Consider the following 17049-nt stretch of genomic DNA (forward strand, 5'->3'; position numbering starts at 1 on the left):
CGCAACCAGCCGCGCGCCGATGCGCGGGCCGGATCGCCACGATCGGCCTGCTAGAATCGGCGCTTCTTTCCAACCCTGTCCGGGAGTCCGCGCACCATGGCGATCAAGGTAGGCATCAACGGGTTCGGCCGCATCGGCCGCAACGTGCTGCGTTCGGCGGTCCAGAACTTCGACGACATCCAGATCGTCGGCATCAACGACCTGCTCGAGCCCGATTACCTGGCCTACATGCTGCGCTACGACTCGGTGCACGGCCGCTTCAAGGGCGAGGTGTCGGTCGATGGCAACACCCTGGTGGTCAACGGCAACCGCATCCGCCTGACCCAGGAACGCGACCCGGCCAACCTGAAGTGGGACGAGGTGGGCGCCGAGGTGGTGATCGAATCCACCGGCCTGTTCCTGACCAAGGACACCTGCCAGAAGCACATCGATGCCGGCGCGAAGAAGGTGATCCAGTCGGCGCCGTCCAAGGACGACACGCCGATGTTCGTGTTCGGCGTCAACCACAGCACCTACAAGGGCGAGGCGATCATCTCCAACGCCTCGTGCACCACCAACTGCCTGGCGCCGCTGGCCAAGGTGCTCAACGACAAGTGGGGCATCAAGCGCGGCCTGATGACCACCGTGCACGCGGCCACCGCGACGCAGAAGACCGTCGACGGCCCGAGCAACAAGGACTGGCGCGGCGGCCGCGGCATCCTCGAGAACATCATTCCCTCCAGCACCGGCGCGGCCAAGGCCGTCGGCGTGGTGATCCCCGAGCTCAACAAGAAGCTCACCGGCATGAGCTTTCGCGTGCCCACCTCCGACGTGTCGGTGGTCGACCTCACCGCCGAGCTGGAGAACCCGGCCAGCTACGACGAGATCAAGGCCGAGATGAAGGCGCAGAGCCAGGGCGCGCTCAAGGGCATCCTCGGCTACACCGAGGACAAGGTGGTCGCCACCGACTTCGTTGGCGAGACCTGCACCTCGGTGTTCGACGCCGACGCGGGCATCGCGCTCGACCCCACCTTCGTCAAGCTGGTGGCCTGGTACGACAACGAGTGGGGCTATTCCAACAAGTGCCTGGAAATGGTGCGCGTGGTCGCCGGCAAGTAAGCCGGCGGTAGCCACAGGCGATACCCGAAGCCCCGCTCGCGCGGGGCTTCTTGTTTTCGCGACCCGGCCCGTTAAGGTGGCCGGCACTGCGCCCGGAGCGGCGCTCGACGGGATGGCGGAATGGAAGGTCTCCTGGCCCTGCTGGTGCTGGTGCTGTTGGCGGTTCCCGTGCTGCTGGTGGTCGCGCTGGTGTCCATCGGCGGGCTGAAACGACGTGTGGGCCAGCTGGAACTCGAGTTGTGGGAGTTGCGCACGGCCGCGAAGCGGACGGGCGGAACCACGTCCCAGGCGGAAGGCGGGCGCGCAGCGGCCGCCGCGCCGGTCAATGGCGGTGATGCCGGGCAGGCGAGGACCGGAGCGGACGTCGGCACCCGAGGGACGCGCTCCCGCGACGTGACGCTCCCGGACGAGCACGCTGTCGCCGACCTCGCGGCCGCATCCGTCGATACGCGCGCCGAAGCCGGTCCGGCCGCCGTCGGCGCCCGCGCGGAGTCGGAGGCGACGCCTGCCCCGGACACACGGGGCGCGGCTCCGCCGCCGTTGCCGGCCACGCCGCCCCGGACCCGTGCCGCAGCACCCGCGCGTCCGCACGGTTTCGAACTTGCTGCGCGCGCGATCAAGCGCTGGTTCACCGTGGGCAACGTCCCGGTCAAGGTCGGCATGCTGGTGCTGCTGGCCGGCGTGGCCGCTTTGCTCAAGTACGCCAATGAACAGGGCTGGCTGCAGCTGCCCGTCGAGCTCCGCCTGGCCGGCGTGGCTGCCGCGGCATCGGTGGGCCTGGTGTTCGGTTGGCGCCAACGCGCTGCCCGCCCGGCGTTCGCGCTGGCGCTGCAGGGCGGGGCGATCGGCGTGCTGCTGCTGGTGGTCTTCGCCGCGTTCAAGCTGTACGGACTGATCCCCGCGGCTGCAGCGTTCGGGCTGAGCGTGGTGCTGGTGGCGGGGCTGGGCGTGCTGGCGGTCCTGCAGGATTCGCGCACGCTGGCCGTGCTCGGCATTCTGGCCGGCTTCCTCGCGCCGATCTGGCTGTCGACCGGCAGCGGCAACCATGTCGCGCTGTTCTCGTATTACGCGGTGCTCAATGCGGCGATCTTCGCCATCGCCTGGATGAAGGCCTGGCGGGTGCTCAACCTGCTGGGGTTCGTGTTCACCTGGGGCATCGGCATCGCCTGGGGGGTGCTGGCCTATTCGCCCGACAAGCTGGCCAGTACCCAGCCGTTCCTGCTGCTGTTCTTCGGGTTCTACCTGCTGCTGCCGATCCTGTATGCGCGACGCCGTCCGCCCGGGCGACGCGACCAGATCGACGGCTGCCTGCTGTTCGGCACGCCGCTGGTCGCGTTTTCGCTGCAGGCCGCATTGCTCGAGGGCGACCGCATGCCGCTTGCGTTCTGCGCGCTGGCGCTGGCGGGCGTGTATGCGGCGCTGGCGTGGTTGCTGCGGCGACGCGAGGGTTTCGAGCTGCTTTCGCAGGCGCATGCGCTGCTGGCGGTCGGCTTTGCCACGCTGTCGGTGCCGCTGGCGCTGTCGGCGCACGCCACCGCCAGCGTCTTCGCGCTGGAGGGCGCGGCGCTGGTGTGGCTGGGCCTGAGGCAGCAGCGGCTGCTGCCGCAGCTGGCGGGCCCCGGGCTGCAGCTGGCCGCCGCGTTCGCCTACGCCACCGGCATGTCGGCCGCACCCGCGCCGGACGTGCAGGCGATCGCCAATCCCGCCTTCATGGGCGCCTTGCTGATCGCGCTCGCCGGGTTCGCGAGCGCCTGGAGCTGTCGTGCTGGCGGCCAGCCGCGTCACGCCCTCGCGTACTACCTGTGGGGCCTCGCATGGTGGTGCGGCAACCTGCAGCAGGAGATCGTCGGGTTCGTCCCGGTCGAGGCACGGGTCGATGCGCTGCTGGCGGCTGCGGCGATGACCGGCTGGCTGGCGGCGGAAGTGCATCGCTGGCGACCGGCGCGCGCGCTGGCGGCGACCAGCCTGGTCGTGCTGGCCGCGGCGATCCCGTTCGCGCTGGCGCAGACCGCGGCGCATGCGCATCCGTTCGGGGGCATGGGCGCCTGGGCCTGGCTCGCGTACGCGGCGTTCGGCGTGCGCAGCCTGCAGTGCCTGCGTGGCGACGAGGGCCGCACCGGCGACTGGGCGCAGTTCGCGTGGTGGCTGGCGTGGCCTTCGGTGCTGTCGCTGTCCGGCGGCTGGGGCGCCAGCCACGCCGGCATGGCGCAGGGCTGGATGCTGGCGGCGATCGCCCTGCCGTGGGTGGCCCTGGCGGTGGCGTCGATGTGGCGCTGGCGGTGGCTGCGCGCGCTGCGCGGCGATCGCTTCGATGCGATGCGCCTGCCGCTGCAGCTGGTGGTGGGCACCGTGCTCGCGCTGTGGTGGTTGGCCAGCCTGTGGGCGGCCGGCAGCGGCGATCCCTTGCCGTGGCTGCCGCTGCTCAATCCGCTCGACCAGGTGCAGCTGCTCGTGCTGGTCCTGCTCGCGCGCTGGCTGTGGTCGGACCAGGCGCCTGCCGCGTTCGCGTCGATGCGCATCGCGCTGCTCTCGTTCGGCGGTTTCGCCCTGCTCACCATCGTCACCCTGCGCGCCGTGCACCACTGGGGCGGCGTCGACTGGGATGGCGGCATGGCGGTGAGCAGCTTGGCGCAGACCAGCCTGACCGTGGTCTGGAGCCTGCTCGGCGTAATCGGCTGGATCGCCGGTTCGCGTCGCGGCCAGCGCATGCTGTGGCTGGCCGGTGCGGTGCTGATGGGGGTGGTGCTGGCCAAGCTGGTGCTGGTGGACCGGCAGCACCTGGGCGACCTGCTCGGCATCGGCTCCTTCATCGCCTACGGCCTGCTGTGCACGCTGGTGGGCTATTTCGCGCCGGCGCCGCCGCGCGCGGCGACGATGGCGCAGGAGCAGCCCGCATGATCCGCCTCGGCACGACGCTGGGCCTGGCGCTGCTGGCCCTGTCCGCATCGGCCGCGCCCGCGGACGACTACGCCACGCAGTGGTCGCTCACGCTCGCCGACCCGGATGCGGGCGCCTACGCCGTGGTGCTCGACGCAGCGGTCTACCGGCAGGCGCGTTCGCCCGCGCTGCGCGACATCGACGTGCTCGATGCCGCCGGCGCGCCGGTACCGGCGCAGCTGATGCGCACCGGCGATGGCGGCGATGCCGACGCTGTGCGCGTGGACCTGCGCTGGTTCGCGCTGCCGGCGGCGGAGAATCCGGGTGACGGCTGGTCGATGGCGGTCGACCGTGCCGCCGACGGCCGCATCCTGCGGGTCCAGGCGGGCACCGTCGCCGCGCCCCCGGGCGAACGTCCGCAAGCCTGGCTGGTCGACGCCAGCGCGCTGGACGTCCGCATCGAGGCGCTGCACCTGGCCTGGGCCGCGGACAACGACGGCATCGACCGCGCCTACCGGGTCGAGGCCAGCGACGATCTGCGCCAATGGCGTTCCGTGCAGTCGGCGGCGCAGCTGGTGGACCTGTCGCGCGATGGCGAACGGCTGCTCCAGCAGCGCGTACCGGTGGCCGCGAGCGCGCGCTACCTGCGCCTGCTGCCTGCGCAGGGCGAGGGCAGCCCCCGGCTGCAGTCGGTGCGCGCCGAACTCGCGCCGCCAGACCGGCGCGCACCGCTGCAGTGGCGCGAACTGGCCGGCTCGCCGATGGACGAGCGCGGCGTGGCTGCGCAGCTGTTCGAGCTCGATGGGCGCTATCCGGTCGAAGTGGCCGACCTGCAGTACCCGGGCAACGGCACGGGGCAGTGGCGCCTGTACAGCCGCGAACACGACGAGGCGCCGTGGACGCTGCGCGCCGGCCCTTGGGTGGCGTATGCGATCGGCAGCGGCGAAGGCGCCAACCGCTCCGCGCCGCAGCCGCTGTCGGGCATCACCCGCGACCGCCAGTGGAAGCTGGTGGGCGCCGACGGCGCGAGCCTGGTGCCACGCCTGCGCCTGGGCTGGCGACCCGAGGCGCTGGTGTTCATCGCCCAGGGCGAGGCGCCATACCGTCTGGTCGCAGGCAGCGCGCGCGCCGAGCGTGGCGCCGCGCCGGTGGCGCAGTCGCTCGAGGCGATCGGCAAGGCCCATGGCCGGGACTGGCAGCCCGGCATCGCATCGCTGGCGCAGATGCGACCGCTTGCGGGCGAGGATGCACTGCGGCCCGGCACGGCGCCAAGCGACTGGCGCGGCTGGCTGCTGTGGGCGCTGCTGCTGTGCGGTGCCGCGCTGGTGGCGGGCCTCGCCATGAGTCTCTTGCGCAAGCCGCGCGGCTGATCGGTCGCGGCTGCAACGTTTGCCTGCCGCGCTGGCGGCGCCGACAATGCCGGATTCGCCGTCTCGACCAATGCCCATGACCATCCAGCGAATGACCGACCTCGACCTTGCCGGCAAGCGTGTGCTGATCCGGCAGGACCTCAACGTTCCGATCGACAACGGCCGGATCACCTCCGAGCAGCGCATCACCGCGTCGATTCCCACGCTGAAACTGGCGCTGGAGAAGGGCGCGGCGGTGATGGTCACCTCGCACCTGGGGCGACCGAAGGAAGGCCAATGGAGCGAGGAGAACTCGCTGGCGCCGGTGGCGCGGCGGCTTGGCGAACTGCTCGGCAGGCCGGTGCCGCTGGTGCGCGACTGGATCGACGGGGTGGACGTGGCACCCGGCCAGGTCGTGCTGCTGGAAAACTGCCGGATGAACGTCGGCGAGGGCAAGGACGACGAGGCGCTTTCGCGCAAGTACGCCGCGCTGTGCGACGTGTTCGTGATGGATGCCTTCGGCACCGCGCATCGCGCGCAGGCCTCGACCCACGGCGTGATCCGCTTCGCTGCGCAGGCGGCCGGCGGCCCGCTGCTGATGGCCGAGCTCGACGCGCTGGCCAAGGCGCTGGAGCAGCCGGCGCGGCCCCTGCTGGCGATCGTCGCCGGCAGCAAGGTCTCGACCAAGCTCGAGCTGCTCGCCAACCTGGTCGGCAAGGTCGACCAGCTGATCGTCGGCGGCGGCATCGCCAACACGTTCATCGCCGCGCAGGGCCTGCCGGTGGGCAAGTCGCTGCACGAACCGGACCTGCTCGACACCGCCCGCGAGATCCTCGACAAGGCGCGCGCGCGCGGCGCCGACATCCCGGTGCCGACCGACGTCGTGGTCGCCCAGCAGTTCCATCCCGACGCGCAGGCCACGGTCAAGGCGGTGGCGGACGTGGCGGCGGACGACCTGATCCTCGACATCGGCCCCGACACCGCGGCGCGCTACGCCGGCATGATCGCCAGCGCCGGCACCGTGGTGTGGAACGGACCGGTGGGTGTGTTCGAGTTCGATGCCTTCGGCGAGGGCACCGAAGCGCTGGCGCGCGCGATCGCCGCATCGAAGGCGTTCTCGATCGCCGGCGGCGGCGACACCCTGGCCGCGGTCGACAAGTACGGCATCGCCGACCAGGTGTCCTACATCTCCACCGGCGGCGGCGCCTTCCTCGAGTTTCTGGAAGGCAAGACGCTGCCCGCGGTGGCCGCGCTCGACGCCCGCGGCTGACCGCCCGGCAAGGTTTCCCTAACGATCGCTTCATCCCCGCGTGATGCGGCCGGATCGAAGCTGCGCGCTCGGAGCAGGAGGGCACGGATCGCCATCGCGGCGGTCCGTTCACCAACGGGAGGAAGCGCGATGGTTGTTTCGATGCGGAGCCTGAAGTACGCGATGCTGGGTGCGTGCCTGGTGGCGGGGCTGGGCGTAGCGGCCGCGGCCGGTGCCGAGGACGAGGCCAACTGCTGTTACCCGGGTTCGGTGATCTATTACGACGAGGCCGGCGCCGTGGTCGGCGTGCGCATGTACGGCTGCGGAGACCCGGGCTGGGGCGTGGTCACCCCGCGCTCGCGGGCGGTCAACGGCTGCATCATGTAGCCGGGGGTTGTAGCGGTCCGGATCGTCCGGACCGCTGCTCCCGCCGCGAGAATGCGAGCTTCGCGAGTTGGCTGCCTGCGCGCACATCGCGATGGCCGTCCGTCGCCGGCGATGCGGATCCTTGTGAGGATGCTCAGCCGCGCCGCGCGCGCGCGGCCCACTCGTCGTGCAGCAGGCCGAAGATCTCCGAGTCGGTCGCCTCGCCGTCGACGAGGAAGCGCTGGCGCAGCAGGCCTTCGCTGCGGAAGCCGAGCGACTGCAGCAGTCGCCGCGAGGCCTCGTTGCGCGGATCGATGTCCGCTTCGATGCGGTGCAAGCCGAGGCTGCGGAACCCCCAGTCCAGCGCCAGGGCGACCGCCTCTCCCGCCAGTCCCCGGCCCCACTGGTCGGGATGCAGGGCGTAACCGATCTCCGCGCGACGGTGCCTCGCGTCGAAGCGGTACAGCGTGCAGCTGCCGATCGCCGCGTCGCCACGGCGTGCGCTGACGAGCCAGTTGAGCGCATCGCGCCGCTCGAAGCCGTCGAGCATCTCGCCGAGCTTGCCCTCGGCCTGCATACGCACGCGCATGGGTGCGCTGCTCCAGTAGCGCATCACGTCCGGATGCGAAAACAGCGCGAACAGCGCGTCGATGTCCTGCGCGCGCGGGCCACGCAGGCGCACGCGTTGTCCGGTCAGGACAGGAAAGCCCGGAAGCGCCGCGAGGCGCGTGTTGATGTCGGCGGACATGTGCGATATCGCCATCAGGCTCGGCTAGGATACGGGGCTCGCGCGACACCGTCGCGATCCTTACTCCTGCAACGGATCCTGTCCATGTCCGAACACCGTCGTCGTACCCGCATCCTCGCCACGCTTGGCCCCGCGACCGATCCGCCCGGCGTGCTCGACGCGATCTTCCGCGCTGGCGTGGACGTGGTCCGGCTTAACTTCTCGCACGGCGATCCGGCCGGACAAGTGGCGCGTGCCGAAGCGGTGCGCGAAGCTGCGGCGCGCGTCGGCGTCGAGGTCGGCATCCTGGCCGACCTGCCGGGTCCGAAGATCCGCGTCGAGCGTTTCGCCGAAGGCAAGGTGGTGCTCAAGGCGGGCGACCGCTTCGACCTGGTGGCGAGCGAGGATGCGCCGCCGGGAACCAGGCACGAGGTGGGCGTGAGCTACCTCGGCCTGCCGGGCGACCTGTCGCCCGGCGACGTGCTGATGCTCGACGACGGCATGGTGCAGCTCAAGGTCGAGCGCATCGAAGGCCAGCGCATCGTCAACACCGTACTCAACGACAGCGTGCTGTCCGACCGCAAGGGGCTCAACAAGCTCGGCGGCGGGCTGTCGCTGGGCGCGCTGACCGAGCGCGACAAGGAATTGATCGGCGTCGCCGCGCAGATCGGCGTGGATTTCATCGCGGTCTCGTTCTGCCGCAATGCCGCCGACATGGAGGAGGCGCGTTCGATCGCGCGGTCGCATGGCTGTGATGCCGCCCTGGTGTCGAAGGTCGAGCGCGCCGAGGCGATCGAGAACCTGGCCGAGGTGATCGACGCCAGCGACGTGGTGATGGTCGCGCGCGGCGACCTGGGCGTGGAGATCGGCGATGCCGAGCTGCCGGGCCTGCAGAAGAAGATCATCCGCGAGTCGCTGGCGCGCAACAAGGTGGTGATCACCGCGACGCAGATGCTGCAGTCGATGGTCGACTCGCCGATTCCCACCCGCGCCGAGGTGCTGGACGTGGCCAACGCGGTCATCGACGGCACCGACGCGGTGATGCTGTCGGCCGAGACCGCCGCGGGCAACTTCCCGGTACGCGCGGTCGAGGCGATGGCGCGCATCTGCATGGGTGCCGAGCGCCAGTTCGCGCACGATACCGATTTCGAGAAGGCGCAGCGTGGGCTCGAGCACGCCGATCAGGCGATCGCGATGGCGACAATGTTCATCAGCGAGCACATCGGCGTGGCCGCGATCGTGGCCATGACCGAGTCGGGCGGTACCGCGCGCCACCTCTCGCGCTTCCGCGCCGGCCCGCCGATCTACGCCTTCTCGAGGCACGCCGGTGCGCGGAGGCGCATGGCGCTGATGCGCGACGTGTACCCCACCGACTACGACAGTCGCGGCCAGACGCCGCGCGAGGCCGCGCGCGGCAGCATCCGCCTGCTGGTGGAAGCGGGCGTGCTCGATCCGGGCAACCGCGTGGTGTTCACCAGCGGCGAGCACATGGAAACGCATGGCGCCACCAACACCCTGCGGCTGCTGCAGGTGGGCGAGGACGGTCGCGCCGAAGGGCTGGGCGAACTCTAGCGGTGGGCTTCCGCCGCGCCGTGCCATGCGCCGGCGCGGCACGGCCGCTTGGCCGGGAAGGCAGGGGACGGGAGATATAATCGCGGTCTTCCCGCAGACGGCCGAACCCCCGCATGAGCATCGAAACGCTCGCCGAAACCGCCCAGGCGATGGTGGCCCCGGGCAAGGGCATCCTGGCGATCGACGAATCGACCAGCACCATCTCCAGGCGTTTCGAAGCCGTCGGCATCGCCAGCAACGAAGGCAACCGCCGCGCCTACCGCGAACTGCTGCTGACCACGCCGCGGCTGGGCGAGCACATCAGCGGCGCGATCCTATACGACGAGACGATCCGCCAGGCCAATCGCGAGGGCGTGCCGTTCGCGCGGCTGATGGCGCAGGCCGGCATCCTGCCCGGCATCAAGGTCGACAAGGGCACCCAGCCGCTGGCCGGCTGTCCGGGCGAGCTGGTCACCGAGGGCCTGGACGGGCTGCGCCCGCGCCTGGAGGAGTACTACAAGCTCGGCGCGCGCTTCGCCAAGTGGCGGGCGGTGATCAACATCGGCGACGACATCCCCTCCGGCACCTGCATCGAATCCAACAGCCACGCGCTGGCGCGCTTCGCCGCGCTGTGCCAGGAGCAGGGGCTGGTGCCGATGGTCGAGCCGGAGGTGCTGATGGACGGCACGCACGACATCGAGGCCAGCTACGAGGTGCACGAGGTGGTGCTGCGCTCGCTGTTCGACGCGCTGTACACGCACAACGTGGCGCTGGAGGGCACGATCCTCAAGCCGTCGATGGTCGTCCCCGGCAAGGACAGCGGCGAGACGGCGTCGGTGGAGGAGGTCGCCGAGGCGACCCTGCTGTGCCTGAAGTCGACCGTGCCGGCGATCCTGCCCGGCATCGTGTTTTTGTCGGGCGGGCAGAGCGACCGCGCCGCGACCGCGCACCTGGACGCGATGAACCGCATGGGCCCGCATCCCTGGACGCTGTCGTTCTCCTACGGCCGGGCGATGCAGTCGGCGGCGCTGAAGATCTGGTCGCAGGACCTGCTCGGCAACCTGGCCAAGGCGCAGGACGCGGTGTACGCACGCGCCCGCGACAACGGCCAGGCCGCGCTGGGCCGCTGGGCCGGAACCGCCTGACGGCTGGGGATCGAGCGGCGGTAACGCGCGAGCGTCGTTCGCGTTGACAGCGATACAGGGGAAATCGCCCCCTCCTTTGGCATGGGCGTCCTTCACCGCCCCCCGATAGAATCGGGCGGTTTCTCCCCACGTTGTCGACATGCCTGCCGATTCCCGCTTTCCGTCGTTCCCGATCCTGCTGCTCGCGGGCCTGGGCCTGCTGCTGTCCGCCTGTAGCCGCGATGCCGCGCCGGCCGGACCCGGCCAGGGCGCGCCCGCTGCGGTGGTGACCACGCAGGTGGCCGCGATGCTGCCCTGGAACGACACGATCTCGGCACTGGGCACCGTGCAGGCGCGCGAGTCGGTCACGATCACCGCCAAGGTCAGCGAGACCGTGGATCGCGTGCATTTCGACAGCGGCGACGAGGTGGCTGCGGGAGCGCCGCTGGTCACGCTGTCCGGCAAGCAGCAGCAGGCCGCGCTGCAGGCGGCCGAGGCGTCCGCCAGGGAAGCCGAACAGCAGTACCGTCGCGGCAGTGAGCTGGTCGGGCAGCAGCTGATCGCGCGCTCGCTGCTCGACACCCAGCGCGCCACCCGCGATGCCGCGGTGGCGCGGGTGGCGCAGATGCGCGCCGACATCGGCGACCGCAGCATCCGCGCGCCGTTCGCCGGCCGGCTCGGGATCCGCCAGGTCAGCCCGGGCGCGCTGGTGACGCCGGGCACGGTGGTCGCCACGCTGGACGACATCTCGCGCGTATACGTCGACTTCCCGGTGCCGGAAATCCACCTGGCGCGCCTGGCGGTGGGCCAGGCGCTCGCCGGCACCAGCGTCGCCTGGCCGGGCGTGACGTTCCAGGGCCAGGTGTCCAGCGTGGATGCCCGCGTCGACGCGGCCACGCGCGCAGTGCTCGTGCGCGGCGACTTCCCCAACCTCGAGCGTCGCCTGCGGCCGGGCATGCTGATGCAGGTGGAGCTGTCGCGTCCGCAGCGGCAGGCGCTGGTGCTGCCGGAGATCGCGGTGGTGCAGGTGGGGCGCGACACCTTCGTCTGGCGGGTGAAGCAGGACGGCACCGTCGAACGCGCCACCGTGCAGGTCGGCGAGCGCCGCGCCGGGCAGGTCGAGATCGTGCGCGGGATCGAGGCGGGCGACCGCATCGTCGTCGACGGCACCGGCAAGCTGCGCCCGGGCATGGCGATCACCGATGCGGCGGAAGAAGACGGACCGGTGCAGGCGCCCGCAGCGGCGGCCGCGCAGGACGGCTGACCGGCGATGAAGCTTTCCGATATTTCGATCAAGCGGCCGGTCTTCGCGGTCGTCGTCAGCCTGCTGCTGGTGGTGCTGGGCCTGATGTCGTTCATGCGCCTGACCCTGCGCGAACTGCCCAACATCGACCCGCCGATCGTGTCGGTCGACGTCACCTATCCGGGCGCGTCCGCGGCGGTGGTCGAGACCCGCGTCACCCAGATCCTCGAGGACACCCTGTCGGGCATCGAGGGCATCAACACCATCCAGTCGACCAGCCGCAACGGCCGCGCCGACGTGACCATCGAGTTCAACCTCACCCGCGACATCGAGGCCGCCGCCAACGACGTGCGCGACCGCATCAGCCGGGTGATGGACCGCATGCCCGACGAGGCGGACCCGCCGGAAGTCTCCAAGGTCGAGGCCGATGCCGAGGTCATCATCTGGCTCAACATGCGCTCCACGGCGATGGACACCATGGAGCTGACCGACTACGCCGACCGCTACGTGGTCGACCGGCTGTCGGCGCTCGACGGCGTGGCGCGGGTGCAGCTGGGCGGCTCGCAGCGCTATGCGATGCGCATCTGGCTCGACCGCGACGCCATGGCCGCGCGCGGGATCACCGCCACCGACGTCGAGAACGCGCTGCGCAGCGAGAATGTCGAGCTGCCGGCCGGGCGGATCGAGTCAGAATCGCGCGATTTCACCCTGCGCGTCGAACGCGGCTACCGCCAGCCGGAACAGTTCGCGCAGATTCCGCTGCGCAAGGGCGACGACGGCTACGTGGTGCGGCTGGGCGACGTGGCCCAGGTGGAGCTGGGGCCGGAGGAGCGCCGCGCCTACCTGCGCAGCAACGGCGTGCCGAACGTCGGCTTGGGCATCGTGCGCACCTCCACGGCCAACGCGCTGGACGTGGCCCGCGCGGCGCGCGCCGAGGCCGAGCTCATCCAGCAGACGCTGCCCGAAGGCACCGACATCTTCGTCGCCTACGACGGCACCACCTTCATCGACGCCTCGATCAAGCGCGTGTACTGGACGCTGGGCGAGGCGATGGCGCTGGTGTTCCTGGTGATCTGGCTGTTCCTGGGCAGCCTGCGCGCGGCGCTGATCCCGGCGGTGACGGTGCCGGTGTGCCTGATCGCGGCCTTCATCGCGCTGTACGCGTTCGGGTTCTCGATCAACCTGCTCACCCTGCTGGCGCTGGTGCTGTGCATCGGCCTGGTGGTGGACGACGCGATCATCGTGCTGGAGAACGCGCAGCGCCGCGTCGACCTGGGCGAACCGCCGCTGGTGGCGGCGCGGCGCGGCACCGCGCAGGTCGCGTTCGCGGTGATCGCGACCACCGCGGTGCTGGTGGCGGTGTTCCTGCCGGTGGGCTTCATGGACGGCAACACCGGGCGGCTGTTCCGCGAGCTGTCGGTGGCGCTGGCCGGCGCGGTGGCGCTGTCGGCGTTCGTCGCGCTCACGCTCACGCCGATGATGTGTTCCAAGCTGCTGCGCCCGCACGGCAAGGTCACCGGTTTCAACGCCTGGATGAACCGGCAGCTGGCGCGAGTGAGCGCGGGCTACGGGCGCCGCGTGTCGCGGCTGGTGGCGCTGCCGGGCCGGCGCCTGCTGGCGCTGGTGCTGGCGGCGATGGCGATGTTCGGCGTCGTCGCGGCGCTGCTGTTCCTGCGCGTGCCCAGCGAGCTGGCGCCCGCGGAGGATCGCGGCCGCTTCTTCGTGATGGTCGACGGGCCCGAGGGCGCGGGCTTCGACTACACCGTCGAGCAGGTGCAGCAGGTCGAGAAGATCGTCCTCGACCAGGTCGGCGAGGGCAAGCCGATCCAGCGCGCCAACTCGCGCGTGCCGCGCGGCTGGGGCGGCAGCGAGGAGATGCACACCGGCCAGGTGATCATCTTCCTGGAGGACTGGGGCGTGCGCCAGCAGAGCACCGACGAGGTGGTCTCCGGGCTGCGGCGCCAGTTCGCCGAGCTGCCGGGCGTGCAGGTCCGCGCCAGCGTGCCCGGCGGCCTGGTCGGCAGCCGCGGCCAGCGCTACCAGCTGGTGCTGGGCGGACCCGACTATGCGGAACTGGCGCAGTGGCGCGACCGCGTGCTCGAGCGCATGGAGTCCAATCCCGGCATCCAGGATCCGGATTCGGACTACAAGGAAACGCGCCCGCAAATGCGCGTGCAGATCGACCGCGCGCGCGCCGCCGACCTGGGCGTGTCGGTGACCGCGATCGGCCGCACCCTGGAGACGATGATGGGGTCGCGCCGCGTGACCACCTACGTCGACAACGGCGAGGAGTACGAGGTGGTGGTGCAGGCGGGGCGCGAGTCGCGGATGACGCCGGCGGACCTCGCAAACACCTACGTGCGCGGCGGCGACGGTGGGCTGGTGCCGATGTCCAGCCTGGTCACGCTCGAGGAGATCGCCGAGCCCGGCAGTTTCAACCGCTTCAACCGCCTGCGCGCCATCACCATCAGCGCGGGCCTGGCGCCCGGCTACAGCATGGGCGAGGCGATCGAGTGGACGCGCCAGGTCGTCGACGAGGAGCTCCCCGATTACGCGCAGATCGACTGGAAGGGCGAGACCCGCGAGTACCAGCGCGCCGGCGGCGCGGTGCTGGTGACCTTCGCCATGGCGCTGCTGATCGTGTACCTGGTGCTGGCCGCGCAGTTCGAGAGCTTCATCCACCCGCTGGTGATCATGCTCACCGTGCCGCTGGCGGTGCTGGGCGCACTGATCGGACTGTGGGCGACCGGCGGCACGCTCAACCTGTTCAGCCAGATCGGCATCGTGATGCTGGTCGGCCTGGCGGCGAAGAACGGCATCCTGATCGTGGAGTTCGCCAACCAGCTGCGCGACGAAGGCATGAGCGTGCGCGAAGCCATCGCAGAATCGTCGGCGGTGCGCCTGCGCCCGATCCTGATGACCTCGGCCGCGACGGTGATGGGAGCGGTGCCGCTGGTGGTCGCCGGCGGACCGGGTTCCGCCAGCCGCGCCACGATCGGCGTGGTCATCATCTTCGGCGTGTCGTTCGCGACCCTGCTGTCGCTGTTCGTGGTGCCCGCGTTCTACGCGCTGCTCGCGCCGTTCACGCGTTCGCCCGACGCGCTGGCCCGCCAGCTCGAACAGCTCGAGGCCGAGACGGCGCCCGTGAGCGGGCACGCCTGAAGCCTGGTCGCCGCGCGGAACCGGACGCAGCATCGGTCCGGTTCCCGCGTCGGTGGGGCTGTGCGAGGATCCGGGGCACGGCGCACCGCGCCATTTTCGCGGAGGAACGGGCGACCCATGTCGTGGCACGCGCTGATCCTGCCCGTGGGCCCAGGCGTCCGCCTGCGGCCGTGGCGCAGCGACGATCTGGACGCACTGGTCCGCCATGCCGGTGACGCGCGCATCGCGCCCGGCCTCAGCGACCGTTTTCCGTATCCGTATACGCACGACGATGGCGTGGCCTTCCTCTCCGGCGCGGTGATCGACCTGTCGGACCCGGTGTTCGCAATCGAGGTCGACGGCGAAGCCTGCGGCGGCATCGGCGCGCGTCCCTTCGCCGGCGAGCGCAGCGTGGGCGCCGAATTCGGTTACTGGCTCGGGCACGCACACTGGGGCAGGGGAATCATGACCCAGGTCGTGGCGGCCTACGCGCCGTGGCTGATGGAGGCGCTGTCGCTGCAGCGGCTGCAGGCCGCGGTGCTCGATTTCAACCGGGCCTCGGCGCGGGTGCTGGCGAAGAACGGTTTCGTCGAGGAAGGCGTGCTGCGCCGCGCGGTGTGCAAGCACGGTCGCATCCACGACCTGCGGATGTTCGCCAGGATCCGCGACCGGGACGGCTGATCGTGCGGCCGGCGCGGCGACAATGGCACACGCATTCGCGGCGCTGGCCGCCATCTTCCGGTGCGCCGGATGGCCGCACGTACCGCCGGGCTGGCCCGGCGCATTGCCCATGGCAGGGGCGTGGCCGCGCGGAAATCAGTTATCGTGCGGCCTTCCGTGCGCCCGCCGTCCCGGCCGGAGCGTCGAACCGACCGGAGGGCAGAATTCCGTGGAAGCATTTCTCGGCTGGGTGAACGGCATCATCTGGAGCAAGGCGCTGATCGCGCTGTGCCTGGGCGCGGGGCTGTACTTCTCGATCCGCACGCGTTTCCTGCAGGTCCGCGGCGTACGCGAGATGGTCCGGCTGATGCTCACCGGCGAGAAGTCGGCGGCCGGCGTGTCGCCGTTCCAGGCGCTGGCGCTGTCGCTGTCCGGGCGCGTGGGCATCGGCAACATCGCCGGCGTCGCGACTGCGATCTACTTCGGTGGTCCCGGCGCGGTGTTCTGGATGTGGGTGGTGGCCTTCCTCGGCGCCTCGACCGCCTACGTCGAGTCGACGCTCGGCCAGATCTACAAGGAAGCCGACGACAAGGGACAGTACCGCGGCGGTCCCGCGTACTACATCGAAAAGGCGATGGGCCAGCGCTGGTATGCCTGGCTGTTCGCCGTGGTGACCGTGGTGGCGACCGGCTTCCTGCTGCCCGGCGTGCAGGCCAACGGCATTGCGGCAAGCATGTACAACGCCTGGAACATCCCGCCCACGGTGACCGCCACCCTGCTGGTGGTGGCGCTGGGCTTCATCATCTTCGGCGGCGTGAAGCGCATCGCCGCGTTCGCGCAGGTGGTCGTGCCGTTCATGGCGCTGGCCTACATCCTGGTCGCGCTGGTGATCATGTTCCTCAACTACGCGCAGATCCCGGCGATGTTCGCGCTGGTGTTCAGGAGCGCGTTCGGGATGGAGGCGGCGTTCGGCGCGGTGCTGGGCCTGGCCATCGAATGGGGCGTCAAGCGCGGCATCTACTCCAACGAGGCAGGGCAGGGTACCGGGCCGCACGCGGCAGCGGCGGCGGAAGTCTCGCACCCGGCCAAGCAGGGCTACGTGCAGGCCTTCTCGGTCTACGTGGACACGCTGCTGGTGTGCAGCGCGACCGCATTCATGATCCTCTCCACCGGCATGTACAACGTCAACGATCCGAAGGGCGGGCGCCTGTTCGAGGCGTTGCCCGCGATCGAGGTCGGCCCCGGCTATACCCAGCATGCGATCGAAAGCGTGCTGCCCGGCTACGGTGGCGCGTTCGTGGCGATGGCGCTGCTGTTCTTCGCCTTCACCACGATCCTGGCCTACTACTACATGGCCGAGACCAACGTGGCCTACATCAACCGCAAGGTGCACCGGCCGTGGACCACGTTCGTCCTGCGCCTGGCGATCCTGGCCGCGGTGACCTTCGGTTCGGTCCGCAGCGCGGAGATGGCCTGGACCCTGGGCGACATCGGCGTGGGCATGATGGCGTGGCTCAACATCGTGGCGATCCTGATCCTGCAGAGGCCGGCGCTGGTGGCGCTGCGCGACTACGAGCGGCAGAAGAAGGAGGGGCTCGACCCCACCTTCGACCCGGACGCGCTCGGCATCCGCAACGCCGACTTCTGGCGCAGGCGCGACTGAG

12 protein-coding genes are annotated in these 17049 nt (G+C 70.7%); 11 read left to right on the forward strand and 1 reads right to left on the reverse strand.

Going from position 1 to position 17049, the window contains the following annotated elements; all coding sequences use genetic code 11:
* The first annotated feature begins 96 nt into the window (after positions 1-96).
* The 5 genes from gap to Q0863_RS00875 all read left to right on the forward strand — a co-directional run bounded on the left by gap (position 97) and on the right by Q0863_RS00875 (position 6960).
* Complete coding sequence (gap, locus tag Q0863_RS00855) at positions 97-1098, forward strand: type I glyceraldehyde-3-phosphate dehydrogenase (protein WP_298573668.1); 1002 nt, start codon at positions 97-99, stop codon at positions 1096-1098.
* Positions 1099-1218: 120 nt separating this feature from the next.
* Positions 1219-3996 (forward strand): DUF2339 domain-containing protein, encoded by a 2778-nt coding sequence (locus Q0863_RS00860; protein ID WP_298573669.1) that lies wholly within the window; start codon positions 1219-1221, stop codon positions 3994-3996.
* Positions 3993-5345: a DUF3999 domain-containing protein gene (locus Q0863_RS00865; protein ID WP_298573670.1), complete on the forward strand. Its 1353-nt coding sequence runs from the start codon at positions 3993-3995 to the stop codon at positions 5343-5345. Before Q0863_RS00860 ends, Q0863_RS00865 begins: the two co-directional genes overlap by 4 nt.
* A 76-nt stretch (positions 5346-5421) precedes the next feature.
* On the forward strand, positions 5422-6594 hold the full coding sequence (locus Q0863_RS00870; RefSeq protein ID WP_298573671.1) for a phosphoglycerate kinase: 1173 nt from the start codon (positions 5422-5424) through the stop codon (positions 6592-6594).
* Between the two features lie 129 nt (positions 6595-6723).
* Complete coding sequence (locus tag Q0863_RS00875; protein WP_298573672.1) at positions 6724-6960, forward strand: DUF6289 family protein; 237 nt, start codon at positions 6724-6726, stop codon at positions 6958-6960.
* Between the two features lie 133 nt (positions 6961-7093).
* On the opposite strand, the gene Q0863_RS00880 is transcribed toward Q0863_RS00875, so the two are convergent.
* Positions 7094-7687, reverse strand: coding sequence for a GNAT family N-acetyltransferase (locus Q0863_RS00880; protein WP_298573673.1), 594 nt, complete (start codon positions 7685-7687; stop codon positions 7094-7096).
* Positions 7688-7771: 84 nt separating this feature from the next.
* On the opposite strand from Q0863_RS00880, the gene pyk reads away from it, so the two are divergent.
* From pyk to Q0863_RS00910, 6 genes are all read left to right on the forward strand, one after another.
* On the forward strand, positions 7772-9238 hold the full coding sequence (pyk, locus tag Q0863_RS00885; protein WP_298573674.1) for a pyruvate kinase: 1467 nt from the start codon (positions 7772-7774) through the stop codon (positions 9236-9238).
* Between the two features lie 113 nt (positions 9239-9351).
* The gene (locus Q0863_RS00890) at positions 9352-10362 is read left to right on the forward strand and encodes a class I fructose-bisphosphate aldolase (RefSeq protein ID WP_298573675.1); all 1011 of its coding nucleotides are present in this window, start codon (positions 9352-9354) and stop codon (positions 10360-10362) included.
* 139 nt (positions 10363-10501) lie between these two features.
* Positions 10502-11605, forward strand: coding sequence for an efflux RND transporter periplasmic adaptor subunit (locus Q0863_RS00895; protein ID WP_298573676.1), 1104 nt, complete (start codon positions 10502-10504; stop codon positions 11603-11605).
* Between the two features lie 6 nt (positions 11606-11611).
* Positions 11612-14746, forward strand: a complete 3135-nt coding sequence (locus tag Q0863_RS00900) for an efflux RND transporter permease subunit (RefSeq protein WP_298573677.1) — start codon at positions 11612-11614, stop codon at positions 14744-14746.
* 117 nt (positions 14747-14863) lie between these two features.
* Complete coding sequence (locus tag Q0863_RS00905; RefSeq protein WP_298573678.1) at positions 14864-15406, forward strand: GNAT family N-acetyltransferase; 543 nt, start codon at positions 14864-14866, stop codon at positions 15404-15406.
* A gap of 208 nt (positions 15407-15614) precedes the next feature.
* The gene (locus Q0863_RS00910) at positions 15615-17048 is read left to right on the forward strand and encodes an alanine/glycine:cation symporter family protein (protein WP_298573679.1); all 1434 of its coding nucleotides are present in this window, start codon (positions 15615-15617) and stop codon (positions 17046-17048) included.
* The last annotated feature ends 1 nt before the right edge of the window (position 17049 follow it).

Source organism: uncultured Luteimonas sp. (assembly GCF_947492465.1).
Taxonomy (GTDB): Bacteria; Pseudomonadota; Gammaproteobacteria; order Xanthomonadales; family Xanthomonadaceae; genus Luteimonas.